Origin of the sequence: Nonomuraea fuscirosea, from assembly GCF_035917475.1 — a bacterium.
Lineage (GTDB): Bacteria > Actinomycetota > Actinomycetes > Streptosporangiales > Streptosporangiaceae > Nonomuraea > Nonomuraea fuscirosea.
In genome coordinates this window covers 2,508,975-2,527,520 of record NZ_CP109074.1, presented here as the reverse complement: position 1 = coordinate 2,527,520, position 18,546 = coordinate 2,508,975, and the positions used below count along the sequence as shown (strand labels likewise).

The 18,546-nt window shown below is 72.1% G+C and carries 17 protein-coding genes; 12 read left to right on the top strand and 5 right to left on the bottom strand.

Annotation, left to right across the window (positions count from 1 at the left end; translation table 11 throughout):
* Positions 1-18 precede the first annotated feature (18 nt).
* The 7 genes from OIE67_RS11425 (at position 19) to OIE67_RS11395 (ending at position 9,597) form a co-directional block, all read left to right on the top strand.
* Positions 19-1,608, top strand: a complete 1,590-nt coding sequence (locus tag OIE67_RS11425) for a class I adenylate-forming enzyme family protein (RefSeq protein WP_326639321.1) — start codon at positions 19-21, stop codon at positions 1,606-1,608.
* Between the two features lie 128 nt (positions 1,609-1,736).
* The gene (locus tag OIE67_RS11420; RefSeq protein ID WP_326639319.1) at positions 1,737-3,320 is read left to right on the top strand and encodes an NAD(P)-binding domain-containing protein; all 1,584 of its coding nucleotides are present in this window, start codon (positions 1,737-1,739) and stop codon (positions 3,318-3,320) included.
* A 5-nt stretch (positions 3,321-3,325) separates the two neighbouring features.
* On the top strand, positions 3,326-4,663 hold the full coding sequence (locus tag OIE67_RS11415) for a cytochrome P450 (protein WP_326639317.1): 1,338 nt from the start codon (positions 3,326-3,328) through the stop codon (positions 4,661-4,663).
* Complete coding sequence (locus OIE67_RS11410; RefSeq protein ID WP_326639315.1) at positions 4,626-5,957, top strand: cation:proton antiporter; 1,332 nt, start codon at positions 4,626-4,628, stop codon at positions 5,955-5,957. The genes OIE67_RS11415 and OIE67_RS11410 overlap by 38 nt, the downstream gene beginning before the upstream one ends.
* Positions 5,958-6,039: 82 nt before the next feature.
* Positions 6,040-6,729, top strand: coding sequence for a response regulator transcription factor (locus OIE67_RS11405; RefSeq protein WP_326639313.1), 690 nt, complete (start codon positions 6,040-6,042; stop codon positions 6,727-6,729).
* The gene (locus OIE67_RS11400) at positions 6,726-8,030 is read left to right on the top strand and encodes a sensor histidine kinase (protein WP_326639312.1); all 1,305 of its coding nucleotides are present in this window, start codon (positions 6,726-6,728) and stop codon (positions 8,028-8,030) included. Before OIE67_RS11405 ends, OIE67_RS11400 begins: the two co-directional genes overlap by 4 nt.
* Positions 8,031-8,040: 10 nt before the next feature.
* Positions 8,041-9,597, top strand: coding sequence for a phospholipase D family protein (locus tag OIE67_RS11395; protein ID WP_326639310.1), 1,557 nt, complete (start codon positions 8,041-8,043; stop codon positions 9,595-9,597).
* Positions 9,598-9,601: 4 nt separating this feature from the next.
* Here the strand turns inward: OIE67_RS11395 and OIE67_RS11390 are convergent, their stop codons facing one another.
* The 3 genes from OIE67_RS11390 to aceE form a co-directional block, all read right to left on the bottom strand.
* Entirely contained in the window at positions 9,602-10,957 is a 1,356-nt protein-coding gene (locus OIE67_RS11390) for a hypothetical protein (RefSeq protein WP_326639307.1), read from the bottom strand.
* 13 nt (positions 10,958-10,970) lie between these two features.
* The gene (locus tag OIE67_RS11385) at positions 10,971-12,407 is read right to left on the bottom strand and encodes a glycoside hydrolase family 6 protein (protein ID WP_326639304.1); all 1,437 of its coding nucleotides are present in this window, start codon (positions 12,405-12,407) and stop codon (positions 10,971-10,973) included.
* Positions 12,408-12,534: 127 nt separating this feature from the next.
* Positions 12,535-14,991: a pyruvate dehydrogenase (acetyl-transferring), homodimeric type gene (gene aceE, locus OIE67_RS11380; protein ID WP_326639303.1), complete on the bottom strand. Its 2,457-nt coding sequence runs from the start codon at positions 14,989-14,991 to the stop codon at positions 12,535-12,537.
* A 58-nt stretch (positions 14,992-15,049) separates the two neighbouring features.
* On the opposite strand from aceE, the gene OIE67_RS11375 reads away from it, so the two are divergent.
* From OIE67_RS11375 to OIE67_RS11365, 3 genes are read left to right on the top strand one after another with little or no spacing between them, the layout of a single operon-like run.
* Positions 15,050-15,682: a GntR family transcriptional regulator gene (locus OIE67_RS11375; protein WP_326639301.1), complete on the top strand. Its 633-nt coding sequence runs from the start codon at positions 15,050-15,052 to the stop codon at positions 15,680-15,682.
* 51 nt (positions 15,683-15,733) lie between these two features.
* A complete protein-coding gene (locus OIE67_RS11370) occupies positions 15,734-15,916 on the top strand; it encodes a hypothetical protein (RefSeq protein WP_326639299.1) in 183 nt (60 codons plus the stop codon).
* Positions 15,917-15,970: 54 nt separating this feature from the next.
* Positions 15,971-16,120 (top strand): hypothetical protein, encoded by a 150-nt coding sequence (locus tag OIE67_RS11365; RefSeq protein WP_326639297.1) that lies wholly within the window; start codon positions 15,971-15,973, stop codon positions 16,118-16,120.
* Between the two features lie 36 nt (positions 16,121-16,156).
* On the opposite strand, the gene OIE67_RS11360 is transcribed toward OIE67_RS11365, so the two are convergent.
* Together OIE67_RS11360 and OIE67_RS11355 are read right to left on the bottom strand one after the other, a co-directional pair.
* The gene (locus OIE67_RS11360; protein WP_326639295.1) at positions 16,157-16,624 is read right to left on the bottom strand and encodes a lamin tail domain-containing protein; all 468 of its coding nucleotides are present in this window, start codon (positions 16,622-16,624) and stop codon (positions 16,157-16,159) included.
* 580 nt (positions 16,625-17,204) lie between these two features.
* Complete coding sequence (locus OIE67_RS11355) at positions 17,205-17,357, bottom strand: hypothetical protein (RefSeq protein ID WP_326639294.1); 153 nt, start codon at positions 17,355-17,357, stop codon at positions 17,205-17,207.
* A 62-nt stretch (positions 17,358-17,419) separates the two neighbouring features.
* Here OIE67_RS11355 and OIE67_RS11350 point away from each other — a divergent pair, with 62 nt between their 5' ends.
* Both OIE67_RS11350 and OIE67_RS11345 read left to right on the top strand, forming a co-directional pair.
* Positions 17,420-17,650 carry a hypothetical protein gene (locus OIE67_RS11350; RefSeq protein WP_326639292.1) on the top strand — a complete coding sequence of 77 codons (231 nt, stop codon included), beginning with the start codon at positions 17,420-17,422 and terminating at the stop codon, positions 17,648-17,650.
* 268 nt (positions 17,651-17,918) lie between these two features.
* A complete protein-coding gene (locus OIE67_RS11345; RefSeq protein ID WP_326639290.1) occupies positions 17,919-18,497 on the top strand; it encodes a TetR/AcrR family transcriptional regulator in 579 nt (192 codons plus the stop codon).
* The last annotated feature ends 49 nt before the right edge of the window (positions 18,498-18,546 follow it).

Below are 18,546 nucleotides of genomic sequence, written 5' to 3'. Positions count from 1 at the left end.
GTGAATGAGGAGCCGAGCATGCTCTTCCCCACCCCCCTGCTCGACGCCCTGCGCGCCGCGCCCGCGACTCCGGCGTTCGAGCACGGAGCCAGGATCGTCACGCGCGGCGAGCTGCTGGAGCTGATCCGGCGGCTGACGGACGCGCTGCGCGAGGCCGGGCTGGGCCCCGGCCGGGCGGTCGCCGTCAGGACCGAGGTGACGCCCGAGGCGTTCGCCGCCCACATGGCCGCGCACGTCCTGGGCTGCCGGGTCGTCGGCATCCGTCCCGGATATCCGCCGGGGCAGCTGGAGCATGTGCTCGGCATGGGGGTGGACGCCGTCATCGTGGATCCGGCGACGGCGACGCCACGGCTCCTCCGTGCGGGGACGCCGCTCTCGCTCGGTCCCGTGCCGGGGGCGACAGACCTTCTGGCGCGTCCGGCACGCGCGACCGGACTGCCATCAGGTCAAGCAGATCGGGCGGGCCATGCGGGTCCGGCAGGTCCGGCGGGATATACGGCATATGCGAGTGGCGACTGGTCGCCGGTCGTCGCGGCGCGGCCCGATGACGTGGCGGTGCTGACCTTCACCAGTGGCAGCACCGGCCGTCCCAAGGGCTGCGCGATCACCTACCGTGCGCTCACCGAGCACTGGGCCTGGCAGCCGCGCGTCTGGGGCCCCGTGGCGGCCGCCCTCGCGCGGGGGTTCGAGCGTTATCTCCTGTTCGGCACGCTCGCGAGCATGGTGGTGCTGGAGTTCCTGGCGCCCTGCCTGCTGGGCGGGGGCACGGCGGTGATCCCCGAGGACGACGGGCGGCCGCTGTTCCCGTACGCGATCGAGCGTCACCGGATCACCGGGTCGATCATCACCGTGCCGCGCCTGTCGGCGATGCTGGAGCGGGTGGACAAGGCGGACGTGTCGAGCCTGCGGGCGCTGATGGTGTCGGGGTCGCCGATCGGCCCGCGCCGGCTGGCGGAGGCGGCGGCGCGGCTCGGGCCGGTCGTCTACCAGGGGTACGGGCAGACCGAGGCGGGCAACGTCGCCATGCTCACCCCCGAGCACATCGCCGCCGGCGTCGTGGTCCCGGTCGGGCGTCCGCATCCGGGGGTCGAGCTGAGCGTGCGCGACGAGGACGGTCTGGAGCTGCCGCCGGGGCGGACGGGTGAGGTGCACGTACGCAGCCCGTACGTCATGGCGGGTTACTGGGGCGACGAGCGGGAGACCCACGAGACGCTGCGGGACGGCTGGCTGCGCACGCGCGACCTCGGGCACGTGGACGCGGACGGCTTCCTGCACCTGGCGGGCCGCACCCGCGACGTGATCATGGTCAACGCGATGGTGGTGTACGCGGGCCCGATCGAGCGCGTGCTGACCGGCCACCCCGGCGTGGCCGAGGCGTACGTGGCGGGCGCGCCGGACGAGGGCACCGGGGAGGCCGTGCACGCGTTCGTGGTGCCCGCGCAGGGACGGGCGCCGGACCGGGCCGCGCTGTGCGAGCTGGTACGCGCGGAGCTCGGCGAGGACAGCGTGCCCAAGACGATCACCATGGTCCCCGGCGTGCCGGTGGCCATCAGCGGCAAGCCCGACAAACGGGCCCTCCTCACCCAGTACGGCACAAGTGTGCTCTGAGCGACGTCGCGGAAGGACACGCTGCGGAACGCGCGCGGAAGGCGCTCCGGGCAAGCCCGCCGACGCGCTCTGAGCAACCTCTGATAATCACCCGCCCACACTGATGTTGCCCTTTCAATCACTTCGTCGTGACGGAGGCGTCAGTGCCGGACAACTCCCTGGACTACCTGGTGATCGGCGCCGGCCCCGCCGGCCTTCAGCTCGGCCACTTCCTGCACGAAGCGGGCCGTGACTACCTGATCCTCGAAGCGGGCGAGTCCCCTGGCCGCTTCTTCCACACCTTCCCGCGCCACCGCACGCTCATCTCGATCAACAAGAAGCACACCGGCTGGGACGACCCCGAGCTCAATCTGAGGATGGACTGGAACTCACTCCTGTCCGACGACCCCGAGCTGCTGTTCACCCGCTACAGCGACCGCTACTTCCCCGCCGCCGACGACCTGGTCCGTTACCTCGGCGACTTCGCGCGGGCGCGCGGCCTGCGCGTCTCCTACGGCTCGCGGGTCGTGCGCGTGGAGCGGCCCGAGCAGCCGGGGCCGTTCCTGGTGACGGCCGAGGACGGCACCACGTACGAGGCGGCACGCGTCATCGTGGCCACCGGCGTGACGAAGCCCAACATCCCGCCCATCCCAGGCATTGAGACGGCCGACACCTACGCGGACGCCTCGACCGACCCGGCCGACTACGTCGGTCAGCGGGTGCTCATCATCGGCAAGGGCAACTCGGGGTTCGAGACGGCCGACAACCTGATCGAGACGGCCGCGGTCATCCACGTGGCGGGCCCGCACTCGCTGCGCATGGCCTGGCGCACCCACTACGTCGGGCATCTGCGGGCGATCAACAACGGCCTCCTGGACACCTACCAGCTCAAGTCGCAGAACGCCCTGCTCGACGGTGACGTCAGGCGCGTGGAGCGGCAGGCGGACGGCACGTACCTGGTGACGGTGGCCTTCGCCAGGGCCGACGAGGTGACCAAGGACATCCCGTACGACCGGGTGATCGTGTGCACCGGCTTCCGCTTCGACGCCTCGATCTTCGCCGCGGACTGCCGTCCCGAAACGGTGATCGGCGGCAGGTTCCCGGCGCTGACGCCCGCGTACGAGTCGGCCGGCGTGCCGGACCTGTACTTCGCCGGCACCCTGACCCAGTCGCGCGACTTCCGGCGCGGCACCAGCGGCTTCATCCACGGCTTCAGGTACGGCGCCCGCGCCCTGCACCGCATCATGGAGTCCCGCTACCACGACGTCTCCTGGCCGGCCAGGGAGTTGCCCGCCGATCCGGCCGCGCTCGCGGCGGCGGTGGTCGAGCGGATCAACCGCACCTCGGCCCTGTGGCAGCAGTTCGGCCTGCTGGCCGACATGATCCTGCTGGACGGCGCGGGCGGGGCCCGCTATCTGGAGGAGGTACCGTTCGACCTGCAGGGCCCGCCGGTCGGCGACCGCGGCCACTTCGCGATCACCCTGGAGTACGGCCCCCACCACGACGCCTACGACCCGTTCGACATCGAGGTCGGCCGCATCGCCCAGAGCGACGCCGCCAGGGCGCACGAGGGTCACTACCTGCATCCGGTCGTGCGGCACCACTTCCCCGGCGAGCCCGTGGCCGCCCACCACATCACGGAGAACCTGGAGAACGAGTGGGACTCCGCCGAGGTGCACGTCGAGCCGCTGCGGGCCTTCTTCGCCCGCCGCACCGCCCCGGTCCCGAGGTGAGCCGGGTGAGCGAGGTGAAGGGCCGGCTGCCGGACCGGATCGTGGCGCTGCGCGGCCGCCTGTTCGCCCGGATCAACGGCGACGAGGGCATCCCGGTGCCGGGCGACCTGATCGGCGTGGAGCGGTTCAGGGAGGTGTACGCGCATCCGGCCGCCGGCGGGCGCAGCAAGGGCGCGGCGCTGTCGGACCTGTTCTGGTACTGGCTGGCGCCCGGCCCCGAGATGCACCAGGAGCACCTTGAGGCGGGCGAGCGGTACGAGGCCGTGGCGCGCGTCACCCGTTCCCTGCTCGCCGTGCCGCGTTCCGGGGCCGAGGAGCTGGCCCGCCGCTGCGCCGGGCGCGCGCTCGCGGACGTGCGCGGCCTGGTCCGGCTGCGGGACCTGATGATGCCGCTGTGGGCGGAGTTCGCCTACGAGCTCGTCTTCGCCGAGCCCTGCCCGCGCCAGGCCCGCGACCTGATCGCGGCCAACGCGGACGACGTCGTCAGCTCGCTCAAGTGCACGGGCCTGCGGCACATGCGCCGCCGGCTGCGCCTGACCGGCTACCTCCTCGACCGGCTCGGCCGGGTACGCCTGCCGCTCCCGGCCGGCCTGTCGCCCACGCAGCAGGCGTACTACCTGCAAGGGGCCTTCTTCAACACCGCGGTCGTGCAGTTGTCGGAGGCCATGGCGCACCTGCTGCTGGTCCTCGCCCAGCATCCGGAGGCGCAGGAGCGGGCGCGCGCGGGCGATGACGGTTACCTCGACCAGGTGATCAACGAGACGCTGCGGCTCTACCCGCTGTTCGGCATCGCCCACCGCGTCACCACCGGCGACATCGAGCTCGACGAGCGCACCACGATCCCGGCCGGCTCGGTGCTCTGCTTCGACTATCCGGCGTTCCACCGCGCCGGCTTCGCCGACCCCGACCGGTTCGATCCGGGCAGGTTCGACCCGGACCGCTCCGACCGGCCGGTCAAGGAGCTCAACCACATCCCGTTCGGCATCGCGGCCAACCGGCCGTGCCCGGCCTGGCGGCTGGCGCCGATCGTCATGCGGGTGGTGGCACGGGAGGTTCTGGACCGTTATGTGCTGGCCTCCTCCGTGTCCCACACCCGGTCCCTGCCCAGCCGCGGCCCCTGCCTGCTCACCCCGCTCGGCGCCCGGCGCCGCGCCGGTCCCGCGCTGGCGTACCTGCGCGTCCGCGACCGCTGGGAGGACGTCTGGCGCGGCCTGACGCAGCTCGTCCTCGGCGCCTGCATGGTCTGGGACGCGCGCCGGCAGCGGCTGTGCGAACGCCACTTCGCCTCTGCAGAGGAGCATCCGTATGCACGTCCTGGCCCTGACCACCGTCGCGGCTCCTGACGCGAACCTCGCGCTCGTCCTGAAGGTCATGCCCGCCCTGGTCGTCCTGCTCATCACCTCGGCGGTGTGCGGGCGGCTGGCGCTCATGGTGATGCAGCCGCGCGTGCTCGGCGAGATGGTCGCCGGCGTCCTGCTCGGGCCGACGCTGTTCGGCTGGCTGTTCCCCGAGGCCCAGGCCGCGCTCTTCCCGCCGGAGGTCCGCCCCGTCCTGTACGTGCTCAGCACGATCGGCCTGACCCTCTACATGTTCCTGGTCGGGGCCGGGATCGACCACACCGCCAGGACGCAGGGCGAGGTGCGCAAGGCGGCCGTGCTGGCCACGTCGGGGATCGTCCCCTCGCTGCTGCTCGGCTTCGGCGCCGGCCTGCTGGTGCACAGCCTGCTGTCCCGTCCCGACGTGTCGCCCTTCCAGTTCGCGCTGTTCGTCGGGGGCGCGCTGTCGCTGACCGCCTTCCCGATGCTGGCCAGGATCCTGTACGAGCGCGGCCTGGAGAACACCCCCATCGGCCGGCTCACCCTGCTGGCCGCCTCCATCGACGACGCGCTCGCCTGGTGCCTGCTGGCCGTGCTGTCGGCCATGCACCTGGGCACGGGCACCTCCAGCGCGCTGCTCACCATCGGCCTGACCGCGGCGTTCGCCGTCGTCATGCTCAAGGTGGTCGCCCCCATGCTGCGCCCCCTGGGCAGGAGCGTGACGCGCACCGGCCGGCTCGGCCCGACCGGCGTGTACGTCGTCGTCATCGTCCCGCTCACGGCCGGCTGGCTGACGGACTGGATCGGCGTGTACGCCGTCTTCGGCGGCTTCTTCGCGGGCCTGGCCATGCCGCGCGACCCCAAGTTCCGCGAGGTGCTGCACGGCCGCATGATGGAGGTCGTCTCGACCCTGCTGCTGCCTGCGTTCTTCACCTTCTCCGGGCTGAACACGCAGCTCGGCGGTATCGCGGGCGGCCCGATGCTGCTGGCGTTCGGGCTGATCCTGCTGGCCGGGTTCTGCGGGAAGTACTTCGGGTGCTCGCTGGCGATGCGCGGGATCGGGTTCGGCCGGCGGGAGGCGTACGCGGTGGGCGCGCTCATGAACGCCCGCGGCCTGATGATCCTCATCTTCATCAACATCGGCCTGGCCCAGGGCATGATCACACAGGAGCTGTTCTCCATGCTGGTGCTGGTGGCCGTGCTGACCACGGCCGGCGCGCTGCCGCTGTACAAGCTGGCCCTGCCCGAGCGCCTGGAGCGCGGCGCCAGGGCCGCGCCGCCGGTGCGGGAAGCGGCCGACGTCCGGTCCAATTCGTCGTGATCCCCGAGGTCGGAGGTCCCCTGTGGTGCGAATGATCCCAGTGGACCTGGAAAATGTCGGGCAGTGGTGAAACGGTTGTGCCGTGGCTGGGACACCGGGCGCGGCCGACCTGCCCTCCCGTCGGCTGCTGCTCGTCGAGGACGACCGCGAACTGGGAAACATGCTGGCCGGCCTGTTCACCGAGCAGGGCTACACGGTCGACGTCGCGCTGGAGGGGCAGCGAGGGCTGCATCTGGGGCTGAGCCGCGCGTACGACGTGCTCATCGTCGACCGCGGCCTGCCCGCGCTCGACGGCATCGACCTGCTGCGCCGGCTGCGGCGGCAGGCGGTCACCGCGCCGGTGCTGCTGCTGACCGCGTTCGGCTCGGTCTCCGACCGGGTCGACGGGCTGGACGCGGGGGCGGAGGACTATCTCGTCAAGCCGTTCGAGATCGACGAGTTGCTGGCCAGGGTGCGCGCGCTCAGCCGGCGCAACCTCGACCAGGCCATGCTGCTGCCGCTCGGCGCCGGCTGGCTGGACGCCGAGTCCCACATCGTCCGCCTGCCCAGCGGGGAGCAGGTGACGCTGTCGGGGCAGGAGTGCAAGCTGCTCAGCGCGCTGGCCGCCCGCCCGCGGCACGTGCACACCCGCAGGTCGCTGCGCCAGCGGGTCTTCGACGGCGCGAGCAAGGAGTCGATCGTGGACACCTACGTCTACTACCTGCGCAACAAGCTCGGCTCGGGCATCGTGCGCACCGTGCGAGGTGTGGGCTACCGCCTGGGTGACTTATGAGCGTCACCGCGCCGGGCCGCCCGCGGGCGCGCGGCGGCGGCCGGCCCAGGAGGCCCGATCCGGACCGGCGGCTGCTCGTCCGGGCTCGCCGCCGCATCACCGTGCAGGTGGCGGGCGCGATCTCCGTGGTGCTGGCGCTGGTCGGCGTGCTGGTCTACTGCGTCATGCTGCACGGCCAGAGCGCCTCGGCCGGACGCGAGCTGGCCGCCGCCGCCCGCAGCTCCCCCGTCGCGCACCCGCCGCCCTGCGTGTGGCTGTACGAACTGCGCGCCGACGGCACCGTCCTGAGCTCACCCGGCGCGCCCGCGGCCCTGCCCGCGCTGACGGCGCTCGGCCGGGTGAGCTCCGGCGGCGGGCCGGGGCTGACGCGGGTGACCGCGGGCGGGAGGGACTACCTGGTGCACACCCGCGAGCGCGGCGGCACGATCGTCCAGGCCGCCTTGGACCTGCGCTACCAGGCCGCGGAACGGCAGCGGCTGCTGCGCACGCTGCTCGGGGCCGAGGTCGCGGGCCTGCTGGCCGCGCTGCTGGTCGGCCAGGTCGTCTCCCGGCGCGCGATCGCCCCGCTGGGCGAGGCCCTGGCCCGCCAGCGGCGCTTCGCCGCCGACGTCAGCCACGAGCTGCGCTCCCCGCTGACCCGCCTGCACACCCGCGCCCAGCTGCTGTCGCGCCGCGTGCGCGGCGGCACCGACCCCATCCTGCTCATCGACGAGATGGACCAGCTCGTCGACGGCACCAGGCAGCTCGGCGAGGTGGTCGAGGACCTGCTGCGGGCGGCCAGGTTCAAGCAGCTGCGCGGCCCGTTCGGCCCGGTGGACCTGGCCGTGCTGGCCGCCGAGCTGGCCGCGGCCGAGAACGCCAGGGCCACGCTGCGGCAGGTGAGCGTCGAGGTGCGCTGCGACGGGCCCGGCGAGCCGGTCGTGCGCGGGGTGGAGTCGGCGCTGCGCCGGGTGCTGTCGGCGCTGCTGGACAACGCGCTGAGCCACACGGGACCCGGCGGGCACGTCTGGATCACCCTGTCGGGCGGCCGGGACACGGTGCTGCTCAGGGTCAGGGACGACGGCGCGGGCCTGGATCCCCGCGACGCCGAGCGGCTGTTCACCCGGTTCGAGGGCGCCCGGTTCGGGCTGGGACTGGCGCTCGTACGGGAGGTCGTGGACGGCCACGACGGCACGATCACCGCGGACGGCCGGCCGGGCGGCGGCGCCACGTTCACCGTCCGCCTGCCCGCCCACCGCCCCGCCACCGCGGGGGGACCGGAACCGGCCTGGCACAGGTATCACCCGCCACTGCCCGGGTAGCGACGGACGAATGCGCATCCAGGACTGGTTCCTCACCGGGGACGAGCGGGGCAACCCGGCGACCCGGCTCGATCCCTGGACGGAGGGCAACGACGTGCGGCCCCTCGTCCACGGCGCCACCTACTTCGCCGAGCTGCGCGCGCACCTTGGGCGGCTGGGCGCGGACGACCTGCTGCTGTTCGCCGACTGGCGGGGCGACCCCGACGAGCGGCTGACCCCCGGCGGGCCGAGCGTGGGCGAGGCGATGGCGGCCGCCGCGCGCCGCGGCGCCCTCGTCCGCGGCCTCATCTGGCGCTCCCATCTGGACCTGCTGCGCTTCAGCTCCGCCGAGAACCGCCACCTCGGCCAGGAGATCGAGGACACCGGCGGCCAGGCCCTGCTCGACACCCGCACCGCCGTGGGCGGCTCGCACCACCAGAAGTTCGTCATCCTGCGCCACGACGAAGGCCCCGAGCGGGACGTGGCCTTCGTCGGCGGCATCGACCTGTGCCACAGCCGCCGCGACGACGCCGCGCACGAGGGGGACCCGCAGCCGGCGCCGATGCCCGGCGTGTACGGCCCGCGCCCGCCCTGGCACGACGTCCAGGTCGCCATCCGGGGCCCGGCCGTGGCGCAGGTGGAGCAGGTGTTCTGCGAGCGCTGGGAGGACCCGGCCCCCGAGACCCGCGACCCGCTGCGGCGGCTGCGCGACCGGCTCGGCCGCCTCGACGACGCTCCCCCGCTGCCCCGTCCTGGGCCGCCCCCGCCGCGGGCCGGTCACCACCATGTGCAGCTGCTGCGCACCTATCCGGCCCGGCGCGGCGGCTACCCGTTCGCGCCCGAGGGCGAGCGCAGCATCGCCCACGCCTACCGCAAGGTGCTGGCCCGCGCCGGCAAGCTGATCTATCTGGAGGACCAGTACCTGTGGTCCACCGACGTGATCGAGCCGTTCGCCCGCGCGCTGGAGCGCGAGCCGGAGCTGCGCATGGTCGTGGTGGTGCCGCGCCATCCCGACCAGGACGGCTGGCTGGCCGGTCCGGCCAGCCTCATCGGCCGCGTCGACGCGCTGCGCCGCCTGCTCACGGCGGGCGGCGACCGGGTGGCCGTCTACGACCTGGAGAACCATCAGGGCACGCCGGTGTACGTGCACGCGAAGGTGTGCGTCGTGGACGACGTCTGGGCCACGGTCGGCTCCGACAACGTCAACCTGCGGTCGTGGACCTACGACTCCGAGCTGAGCTGCGCCGTCCTGGACGAGCGGGAGGACCCCCGTCCGCCCGCCGGTGGCCGGCGCTTCGCCAGGGACCTGCGGCTGTCGCTCATGGGCGAGCACCTCGACCTGCCCGCCGACCGGCTGGACGAGTTGTGCGACCCGGTGGCCGCGTTCGAGGCGTTCGCCCGCTCGGCCCGGGAGCTGGAGTCCTGGCACGAGAACGGCCGGGAGGGGTCGCGCCCTCCCGGCCGCCTGCGTCCTCATCCAGCGCCGCGCCTGTCCCACGCCCAGCAGCTCATGGCGCTGCCTCTGTACCGGCTGGCGGTGGATCCGGACGGCCGCCCGCCCGCCCTGCGGCGCACGCGCGGCTTCTGACCCTTTATCGGGCCGGCACGTACTCGTAGGCGCCGGCCTCGATGCCGCCGTCGGAGCCGATCGCGACGCCGTTCAACGCGATCTCCCCGTACGCCTGGCGGCCGAGCCCGATCGCCTTGCTGCCGGGGAGCAGCTGCAGCGGGCGGGCCGGGTCGAACCCGGGGTTGTCGAAGACGTTGCCGACGCCGTCGTCGCCCAGCTGGTACTGCTCGCCTTCCAGCACGTTGGAGGAGTTGGCGGTCCCCGTGATGCCGGGCCCGTAGGCGCTCTTCTTGGCGGCGTAGATGGTGTTCTGGGTCATGGTCAGGTGCTCGTTGGTGCAGTTCGAGTCGCAGACCACGCCTTCGGCGTCCTCGTTCGGCAGGTTGATCGAGTTGTTCCTGAAGATCGTGCGCAGCACGGGGCCGTTCACGTCCGGCGCGTGGTCCGGGGTCTCCTTGAACGGCCCCCGGGTGACGAGCCCTCCTCTGGTACGCGTGCCGTAGATCTCGTTGTACTCGAACACGTTGTCCGAGACGCCGTCCGGGTCCCTGGTCTCGCCGGTCGGCTCCCTGTCGGTGCCCAGTTCGGTGAAGGTGTCGTTGTCCACCGAGGTGTTGTGGTGCACCCAGGTGCGCGAGCCCTTGAAGATCTCGACGGCCGCGCCGTCCCAGACGTAGTCGTAGCTCTGCGCGATCGAGCCCCTGATGTCGTTCCAGGAGATCTCGGAGTCGTCGCCGTGCACCAGGATGGCGAAGGCGCCCGCGTCGTCGTCGGCGTACTCCTCCCCCATCTCCTCGGCGTCGGTGTTGACGCTCATGACGTTGTTGTCGACGAAGTCGTTGGCGTTGACCGAGGTGTAGCGGGCCTGCTCGTCGATGTAGACGGCGGCCGAGTTGCCGGTGAAGTAGTTGCCCTTGAGGAAGTTGTGGTCGCCCTCCACCGTCACCCCCGACCACAGGCAGCGCGCCGCGCCCTTGACGCCGACCTGCACGTTCAGCAGTTCGATGTAGTCGCCGGACAGCAGGACGCACGAGTAGGCGGGGCCCGCCTTGATCACGGGCCTGGCGCCGGAGCCGTAGGCGTCCACGGTGATCGGGGTGTCCTCCTCGCCCGACCTGGAGACCACCAGTTGCTCGGACCACGCTGATCCCCGGCGCAGCAGCAGCTTGGATCCGGGGGTCAGGTTGGCCGCGTTGGCCTTGGCCAGCGTGCGCCAGGCGGTCGCCTCAGAGGTGCCGTTGGCGCTGTCGCGCCCGGCGACGCTGTCGACGTAGTAGGTGGCGGGCTCGGCCGCCGCGGCCGCCGGGGTGCTCGCCACGCCCGTGGCCAGCAGCGCGGCGGCGGACACGCCCGCCGCGGACGTCCTCCAGTTGAACATTCGTCCTCCCATGTCAGGACGCGCCGTTGATCAGGGCCATGGCCAGGCCGGGGCTGAACTGGCCGGCGGGGATGGAGCCGCCGATCCCGCACTCGCCGTCGGAGTCGCCCGGCACCTTGACCCAGAACAGGTACTCGGCCCCGCTCGTCGGCCGCACCGGAGGAGTGCCGAGCTTGCGCCCCGGCGGGTTGCACCAGTTGTCACCGGGGGTGTCGTCGGTGTACGGGCCGTTGCCGTTCCTGCTCGTGTCGATCACGTACTTCTTCGCGCCCACCGTCGCGGGCAGGTGACCGTTGACCGCGACCGCGAACCGCTCGCTGTCGGCGGTGGAGAGGTAATTGGATACGTTTACCGAAAAGCCGCGCGTGTTGGCGACACCCGACTTGACCAGCGCCGTCGCCGTCCAGTCCGCCGCCCGCCAGGTGGCGTTGCCCGCGTCGAGGTACACCCACGCGTTCGGCGCCTGGGCGCGCAGCACCTGGGTGGCGTCCAGCAGGATCCGGAACTGCTCCTCGGGGTCCTCGCCGATCTCCGGCAGGCACGGGGCGGCGGCGATCGCGTCCGGCTCCAGCACCACGACGGCGTGGCGGTCGCCGATCGCCTTGGCGAAGTCGGTGATCCAGGCGTGGTAGCCGGGGGCGTCGCCCGCGCCTCCACCCGAGAGATGCGCGCACGCGTCGCGGTTGGGGATGTTGTAGGCCACCAGCATGGGCAGCTTGTCCGCGGCCTGCGCGGCGCCCACGTACGTGTCCACGGCCCGGGTGATGTCGGGGAACCAGCCGCCGAACCACTCGAAGATCGGCTTGCTGCCGATGGCGTTCATGACGGCCTGGCCCTCGGCCGTGCCGGAGTTCCTGGCGGCCCAGTCGGCCGGGTGCGACAGCGGGGAGACGTACAGGCCGGTCGGGCGGCTCGTCTGCGTCTCCATCAGCGAGACGTTGTCGAAGCGGACGACCGGCGTGCCGCCGGAACCGCCGAGCTGGAAGGTCACCTCGGCCGCGGTGGCGCCGGCCTGGGCGGCCGTGAACGGGAAGCTGTAGCGCCTGCTCGTCGCGGTCAGCGGCACGTCCGTGGCCAGCGACTGGTTGCTGCTCGGGGTGGCGGTGTACTGGACCGTGGCCTTGGCGGTGAAGGAGGTGGTGGCGTACGCGTCGAAGGAGAGGGTGTAGCTCCTGCCCGGGTTCAGGGCGGCGGTGGTGGGCGAGGCCACCATCGCGTCCCAGGGGTTGGCCACGTTCTGCCTGACCTGGACCCGCATGAGGCCCGACTCGGCCGTGACGGTGGTCTGCCCGAGGGCGGCCCAGGGGGCGGTGGTGCCGGCGAAGGTGCCGTTCGCGATGAGCTGGGCGGCGGCCGAGGCGGGGGCCGGGGCGGCGAGGACGCCGCCCGTCAAGGTGACGGCGGTCAGGGTCGCGGCCAGTGCCGCGCGTCTTGCCGATAACAAGCGCACGTGGTGCCCTTTCTGAGGGAGGTACGACTGGGCGATGATCATTGCCGACTCCCTCTGACACGGTCAAGCGACCTTGTCACGGGCACCCCGCGACCCAGGACCATCGGCCCCGGCCCCCAGGGGCGTCTCAGCCCTCCGCTTCCTCCACCGCCTTCAGCACGGCGTCCGCGATCGAGCGCGGGTCGACGCCGAAGTGCCTGCGTACGGACTCGCGCGTGCCCGACAGCCCGAAGCCGTCGGTGCCGAGCGAGGTCCATGGCCGCTGGACGAAGGGAGCGATCTGGTCGGGCACGGCCCGCATCCAGTCGCTGACCGCGATCACGGGCCCCCGCGTGCCGGCCATGGCCTGGCGCAGGTAGGGCACGCCGGTCGCGGTCATCGCGTCGCGGCGCAGCTCGCTCCACGAGGTGACCGACCAGACGTCCACGCCCAGCCCGTACTCCTCCTCCAGCAGCCGCTGCGCCTCCAGCGCCCAGTGGATCGCGGTGCCGCTGGCCAGCAGGTGGGCCTGCCCGCCGCCCTCGCGGTAGCGGTAGATGCCCTTGACGATGCCCTCCTCGACGCCTTCCGGCATCGCGGGCTGCGGCATCGGCTCGTTGTAGACGGTCAGGTAGTAGAACACGTCCTCGGCCGCCGGGCCGTACATCCGCCGCAGCCCGTCCCGTACGATCACGCCCACCTCGTACGCGAACGCCGGGTCGTAGGCCAGGCAGGCGGGGTTGACGGAGGCGAGCAGCTGGGAGTGCCCGTCCGCGTGCTGCAGCCCCTCGCCGGTCATCGTGGTGCGGCCCGCCGTAGCCCCGACCAGGAAGCCCTTGCCGAGCTGGTCGGCCAGCGCCCACATCTGGTCGCCCGTGCGCTGCCAGCCGAACATCGAGTAGAAGATGTAGAAGGGGATCATCGGCTCGCCGTGGGTGGCGTAGCTCGACGCCGCCGCGGTGAACGACGCCATCGACCCCGCCTCGGTGATGCCCTCCAGCAGGATCTGCCCGTCGGTCGCCTCCGTGTACGACAGCAGCAGCTCCCGGTCCACGGCGTCGTACCGCTGGCCGAGCGGCGAGTAGATCTTGGCCGTGGGGAAGAGCGACTCCATGCCGAACGTCCTGGCCTCGTCGGGCACGATCGGCACCCACCGCCGTCCGGTCTCCGGCTCCCGCATCAGGTCCTTGGCCAGCCGGACGAACGCCATCGTGGTGGCGACCGGCTGCGCCGAGCCCTTGACGAGCCGGCTGAAGTGCCGCTCGTCCGGATCGGGCAGCGGGTGGTGCGTGACCGTCCGGCTCGGCACGGGCCCGCCCAGGGCGCGCCGGCGTTCGAGCGCGTACTCGGCCTCCGGCGAGTCCGGGCCCGGGTGCAGGTACGGGGGCACGTCGCCGGCCAGCGCCGCGTCGCTCACCGGCAGGCCGAGCCGGTCGCGCATGGCGCGGAACTCGTCCTGGGTGAGCTTCTTCATCTGGTGGTTGGCGTTGCGCGACTCCACGCCCGCGCCGAGCGTCCAGCCCTTGACCGTCTGGACGAGGATGACCGTCGGCCCGCCCCGGTGCTCCAGGGCGCTGCGGTAGGCGGCGTACACCTTGCGCGGCTCGTGACCGGCCCGCGAACCGCTCACGATGCGGCGCAGCTCCTCGTCGGAGTGCGGCACGTCGAGCCCGTGGAACAGGTGCCGCCTGATGTAGTCACCGGGGGAGGCGGCGAGTGTCTGGAACTGCCCGTCCGGCGTCTCCGCCAGCCTGGCCACCAGCTCGTCGGAGCGGAGCAGGTCGTCCCAGTCCTGCCCCCACAGGGCCTTGACCACGTTCCAGCCCGCACCGCGGAAGACGCTTTCGAGCTCCTGCACGATGCGGGTGTTGCCGCGTACGGGGCCGTCGAGCCGCTGCAGGTTGCAGTTGATCACGAAGGTGAGGTTGTCCAGCCCTTCGCGGGCGGCCAGCGTCAGGGCGGCCGTGGACTCGGGCTCGTCCATCTCGCCGTCGCCGAGGAAGGCCCATACGTGGGAGGCCGAGGTGTCCTTGATGCCGCGGTTGTGCAGGTAGCGGTTGAACCGGGCCTGGTAGATCGCGTTGAGCGGCCCGATCCCCATGGACACGGTGGGGAACTGCCAGAAGTCCGGCAGGGCCCGCGGGTGCGGGTAGGACGGCAGGCCGCCCTCCGGCTCGCGCCGGAACAGGTCGAGCCGTTCCTCGCTCAGCCGGCCCTCCAGGAAGGCGCGGGCGTAGATGCCGGGTGAGGCGTGACCCTGGAAGTAGACCTGGTCGTGGCCGCCGTGGAAGAAGTGGTTGAAGCCGACCTCGTAGAGCCACGCGGCCGAGGCGTAGGTGGCCAGGTGACCGCCGAGGCCGAGCCTGCTCCCCCGGGTGATCATCGCGGCGGCGTTCCACCGGTCGTACGCCGCGATCCGCTGTTCCATCTCGAGGTCACCCGGGTAGGCGGGCTCGTCCTCGGTGGGAACGGTGTTGAGATAGCGGCCGCTCGTGGCCAGCCGCCGCAACAGGAACTCGGCCCGCTCGGGGCCTGCCTGGCGCCGTACGGCCTCCAGCGACTCGAGCCATTCGGCCGTCTCTTGGGGGTTCCGGTCTGTCTCCATGTATACCATTACACCCTATGATCGATCATCCGATGTGTTGCGGGGTAGGATTTCACCCGTGAAACCGGTTGTGCGGGCTCCACTCCGCGACCAGATCCGGCAGGCGGTCGTGGACGGGCTGATCAGCGGCCGTTACGCGCCGGGCGACCGCATCGTCGAGCGGCGGGTGGCCGCCGAGCTCGGCGTCAGCCAGGCCCCCGTCCGCGAGGCGCTGCGCGAGCTGGAGGCGCTGCGGCTGATCGAGTCCTCACCCAACAGGGGCGCCCAGGTGCGCGGCATCACCGAGGCCGACCTGCGCGAGGTCTACCAGGTGCGGGCGGGTCTTGAGGAGACGGCCGTCCGGCTCGGGCGTCCTGACGTGCACGCGCTGCGCCGGCACCTGCACCGCCTGCAGGAGGCCACCGCCGGCGGGTCGCTCACCGAGCAGGTGCGGCACGGGGTCGGCTTCCACCGGGAGATCGTCGCGGCGGCGGGCAACGCCGTGCTGATGTCGGTGTGGGAGTCGCTGGGCGTGGAGGTGTGGACGCATCTGTCGATCCGGCTGTTCCGGATGCGGCCGCACGAGAACGCCCGTGATCATGAGCCGCTGGTGGAGGCGTTCGAGCGGGACGATCCCCGGGCGGGCGCGATGCTGCACGACCACGTCCTCGCGTACGCGCCCGCCCAGGCGCCGACGGGGACCAACCATTGATGAGCCTCTCGTGACCCACCGTTGGGGGGCCGGCTCAATACGCTACTCAACGTGACTGACGACAGGATCCGACGCAGGCGGCAGATCAGCATCGACGGGGCGGGCATCGAAAGGCGGAGGGCGGCGATCCAGACCATCGTCGACCAGGCGCCCCCGCACCCTTCCCCGCAGGCCGAGACACCGCCCGCCGTCTCCCCCGCCGCCCAGGGCGCGGAGCGAACATCCCCGGCCTAGGGATCATCCCGAAGCGGCGGGCATCCATCGGGCCCGACGGGGTAGTGGGCGCCTATGGCAACGGTCATAGATCGGGTGCGCGCGTACCTGCGCAGCCCCAAGGGCAGACAGAACGTCGAGAAGGTCAAGCGGATGGCCCGCGACCCCCACAACCAGGAGAAGGCCCGGCGCTTCCTCAGCCGGTGGCGCTCGCGGCGCCGTTGACCCCCGGACCCCCGGGCCGCCTTCCTGGCGTCAGGTTCAGCAGATCCTGAAGGCGGCCCGCGAGGAGTTGTACGAGCAGGAGTCGATCAGCCGGCCGGACGCGTCGCGCAGGTAGCCCGCGTCCGCGGTCTGGTTCCAGATGTAGGCGAAGGTGCCCCCGCTCCTGTTCCAGTAGCGCGTGGTGCCGGTGTCCCTGCCCTTGCCGGTCCGTACGGTGACCGTCTTGCCGGCGCCGAGGGTGAACGCGCCGAAGGTGTACACGTGGTCGGGCCGCTTCGTGGCGTCCCGCAGGGTCCACCCCTTGAGGCTGACGGCCTTCTTCGTCCGGTTCTTGATCTGCGCGTACTCGCCGTTCAGGCTGCTGTTCTTACCGAAGTCCGGCGAGCCGGGCGAGTCGTAGTAGATCTTGGTGAACACGACGGCGGGCGCCGCCGCCGCGTGGGCCGGCTGGGAGACCACGGCGACGGTCAAGGCGGTGGCCGCCAGCACTGAGGGGATATGCACGACAGATCCTCCTGTGATGGGCGATATGCGGAAAACGATCTTATGGATGATCCGGCGGGCGAATGGACCGTTCCCATATCGGTTCGGTATCCGCTCGGCGCCCAGGCCCGGCCGGGCTACTGATCGATCACCGGACGCTACTGAGCGCAGCGGCGCCCCCTTTCCGGAGGCCCGCGACGGTCACGTAACCGCAACCGGATCGGGCCGCCTGCTCTACCGCCGCTTCAGGTCGTAAAGCCCGCGCGAGCCGGCCTCCCCCGCGCGCCCGCCGCCGGCGGGGGCCCGGAACCCCGCGGCCCTTTGCCGACTTCTCCTCAGGACGCGATGCATCGCGCGCCCGTCATCGGCTTTCATAGATGTACGGCGGCCGTCGTTGGCCTGCTTTTTGGTCCCGGCGATGCCGCGTCTTACGATCCTCACCACCTCGCGCCGGCCGCTCCCGCCGCCCCAAATTAGGGGGGCCGAGCCTTTGCCGCCGTGAGATCAGTCCGGCCCGGACCGCGTCCTAGCGTGGAAACCAAGTCCGGGCCGAAGAACCCGGTGTCCCATCGAGGACCCGAGTGGCCCCTCAACGCCAGCCTCAGCGGAGGTGCACTGGCATGAACAGCGCCAAGAACATCCTCGCGGCCGCCGCCATGGCGGCCTCGGCTCTCGTCGTCCCCGTGGCGGCATCGGCTCCGCCCGCGGCCGCCGAGCCCACCATGCAGCGCACGACGTCCACAGAGACCCTCACGACGCAGCATCCCTGCCGATTCCACCGGAACCCGGCCAGGTGCCGGGCCCGCGGCCACGGAGGTGGCGGCGGAGGCGGCGGCGGTGGAGGTGGAGGTGGAGGTGGCGGCGGCGGAGGCGGCGCCAACATCGACATCAACAACCAGAACATCGGTGGAGGCGGCGGAGGCGGCGGTGGTGGAGGCGGCGGCGGAGGCGGCGGAGGCGGTGGCGGCGGCGGAGGCGGCGGCGGCGGCGGTGGTGGTGGCGGAGGCGGCGGCGGAGGCCGCTGACCTGCCGGCCAACGCCGAGTAGCCGCTCCAAGCCGAACCGACGTACCGACCGAGCCGAGCCGATCAACCGAACCGAGGAACCGAAGCAACCGACCTGAGCCGAGCCGAGCCGTGTCACGGCAGTCTCGCCTCACCATATTCCGCCTGAACCGGAAGACCGAGAGGGTCGCACCAGCCGCCGGTGCGGCCCTCTCCCCATGCCGTCGGGAAGGCGGCCCATCGTCATCCCGCGAACGGCGCCCCTCGGCTTTGTGGATCGCTTGATCCAGAAAGGGTGTTACGGTGGGGGCATGGCGAGGACGCGGGAGTTCGACACCGAGGCCGCGGTGAGCCGGGCGATGGAGCTGTTCTGGACGCGCGGCTACGAGGCGACCTCGCTGCGCGACCTGACCCGGCGCCTGGGCATCGGCCAGGGCTCGCTGTACGCGGCGTTCGGCGACAAGGACGGCCTCTATCGCGCGGCACTGGAGCATTACCGCACCACCCTGGCCGCGACCGCGCTGCGCGACCTGGCCGAGGGCGCGGACGCCCGTTCCGCGATCCGCGCGATGCTCGTGGAGCGGATCCGGATAGCCGTGGGCAATGGGGGTCAGGGCTGCCTGGCGGTCAACGCCGCGTGCGAGCGCCTGCCGGAGGACCCGTCGATCCGGCGCGTCGTACGGGACATGCAGGACGCCAGCCAGGAGGCGCTGGCCGAGGTGCTGCGCGCCGCGGCGGAGCGGGGCGAGGTGGCGGCCCGCCACGACCCCGGCACGCTGGCCGCCTTCCTCGTCACCTTCCTCAACGGGCTGCTGGTCTCGTCGAAGATCACGCCGGACGCCGGCGCGCTCGAACCCCTCGTGGAGGTGGCGCTGACCGCCCTCGACTGATTTTTCCTGCCCTCATACTGTATCAACTGATCCAGAAAGCCCGAGTAAA

What these genes read in the sequence shown, in the direction of transcription:
- OIE67_RS11425 (WP_326639321.1), top strand. Translation starts at nt 19, where the DNA reads ATGCTCTTCCCCACCCCCCTGCTCGACGCCCTGCGCGCCGCGCCCGCG.
- OIE67_RS11410 (WP_326639315.1), top strand. Translation starts at nt 4,626, where the DNA reads ATGCACGTCCTGGCCCTGACCACCGTCGCGGCTCCTGACGCGAACCTC.
- OIE67_RS11400 (WP_326639312.1), top strand. Translation starts at nt 6,726, where the DNA reads ATGAGCGTCACCGCGCCGGGCCGCCCGCGGGCGCGCGGCGGCGGCCGG.
- OIE67_RS11395 (WP_326639310.1), top strand. Translation starts at nt 8,041, where the DNA reads ATGCGCATCCAGGACTGGTTCCTCACCGGGGACGAGCGGGGCAACCCG.
- OIE67_RS11390 (WP_326639307.1), bottom strand. Translation starts at nt 10,957, where the DNA reads ATGTTCAACTGGAGGACGTCCGCGGCGGGCGTGTCCGCCGCCGCGCTG.
- aceE (WP_326639303.1), bottom strand. Translation starts at nt 14,991, where the DNA reads ATGGAGACAGACCGGAACCCCCAAGAGACGGCCGAATGGCTCGAGTCG.
- OIE67_RS11365 (WP_326639297.1), top strand. Translation starts at nt 15,971, where the DNA reads ATGGCAACGGTCATAGATCGGGTGCGCGCGTACCTGCGCAGCCCCAAG.
- OIE67_RS11345 (WP_326639290.1), top strand. Translation starts at nt 17,919, where the DNA reads ATGGCGAGGACGCGGGAGTTCGACACCGAGGCCGCGGTGAGCCGGGCG.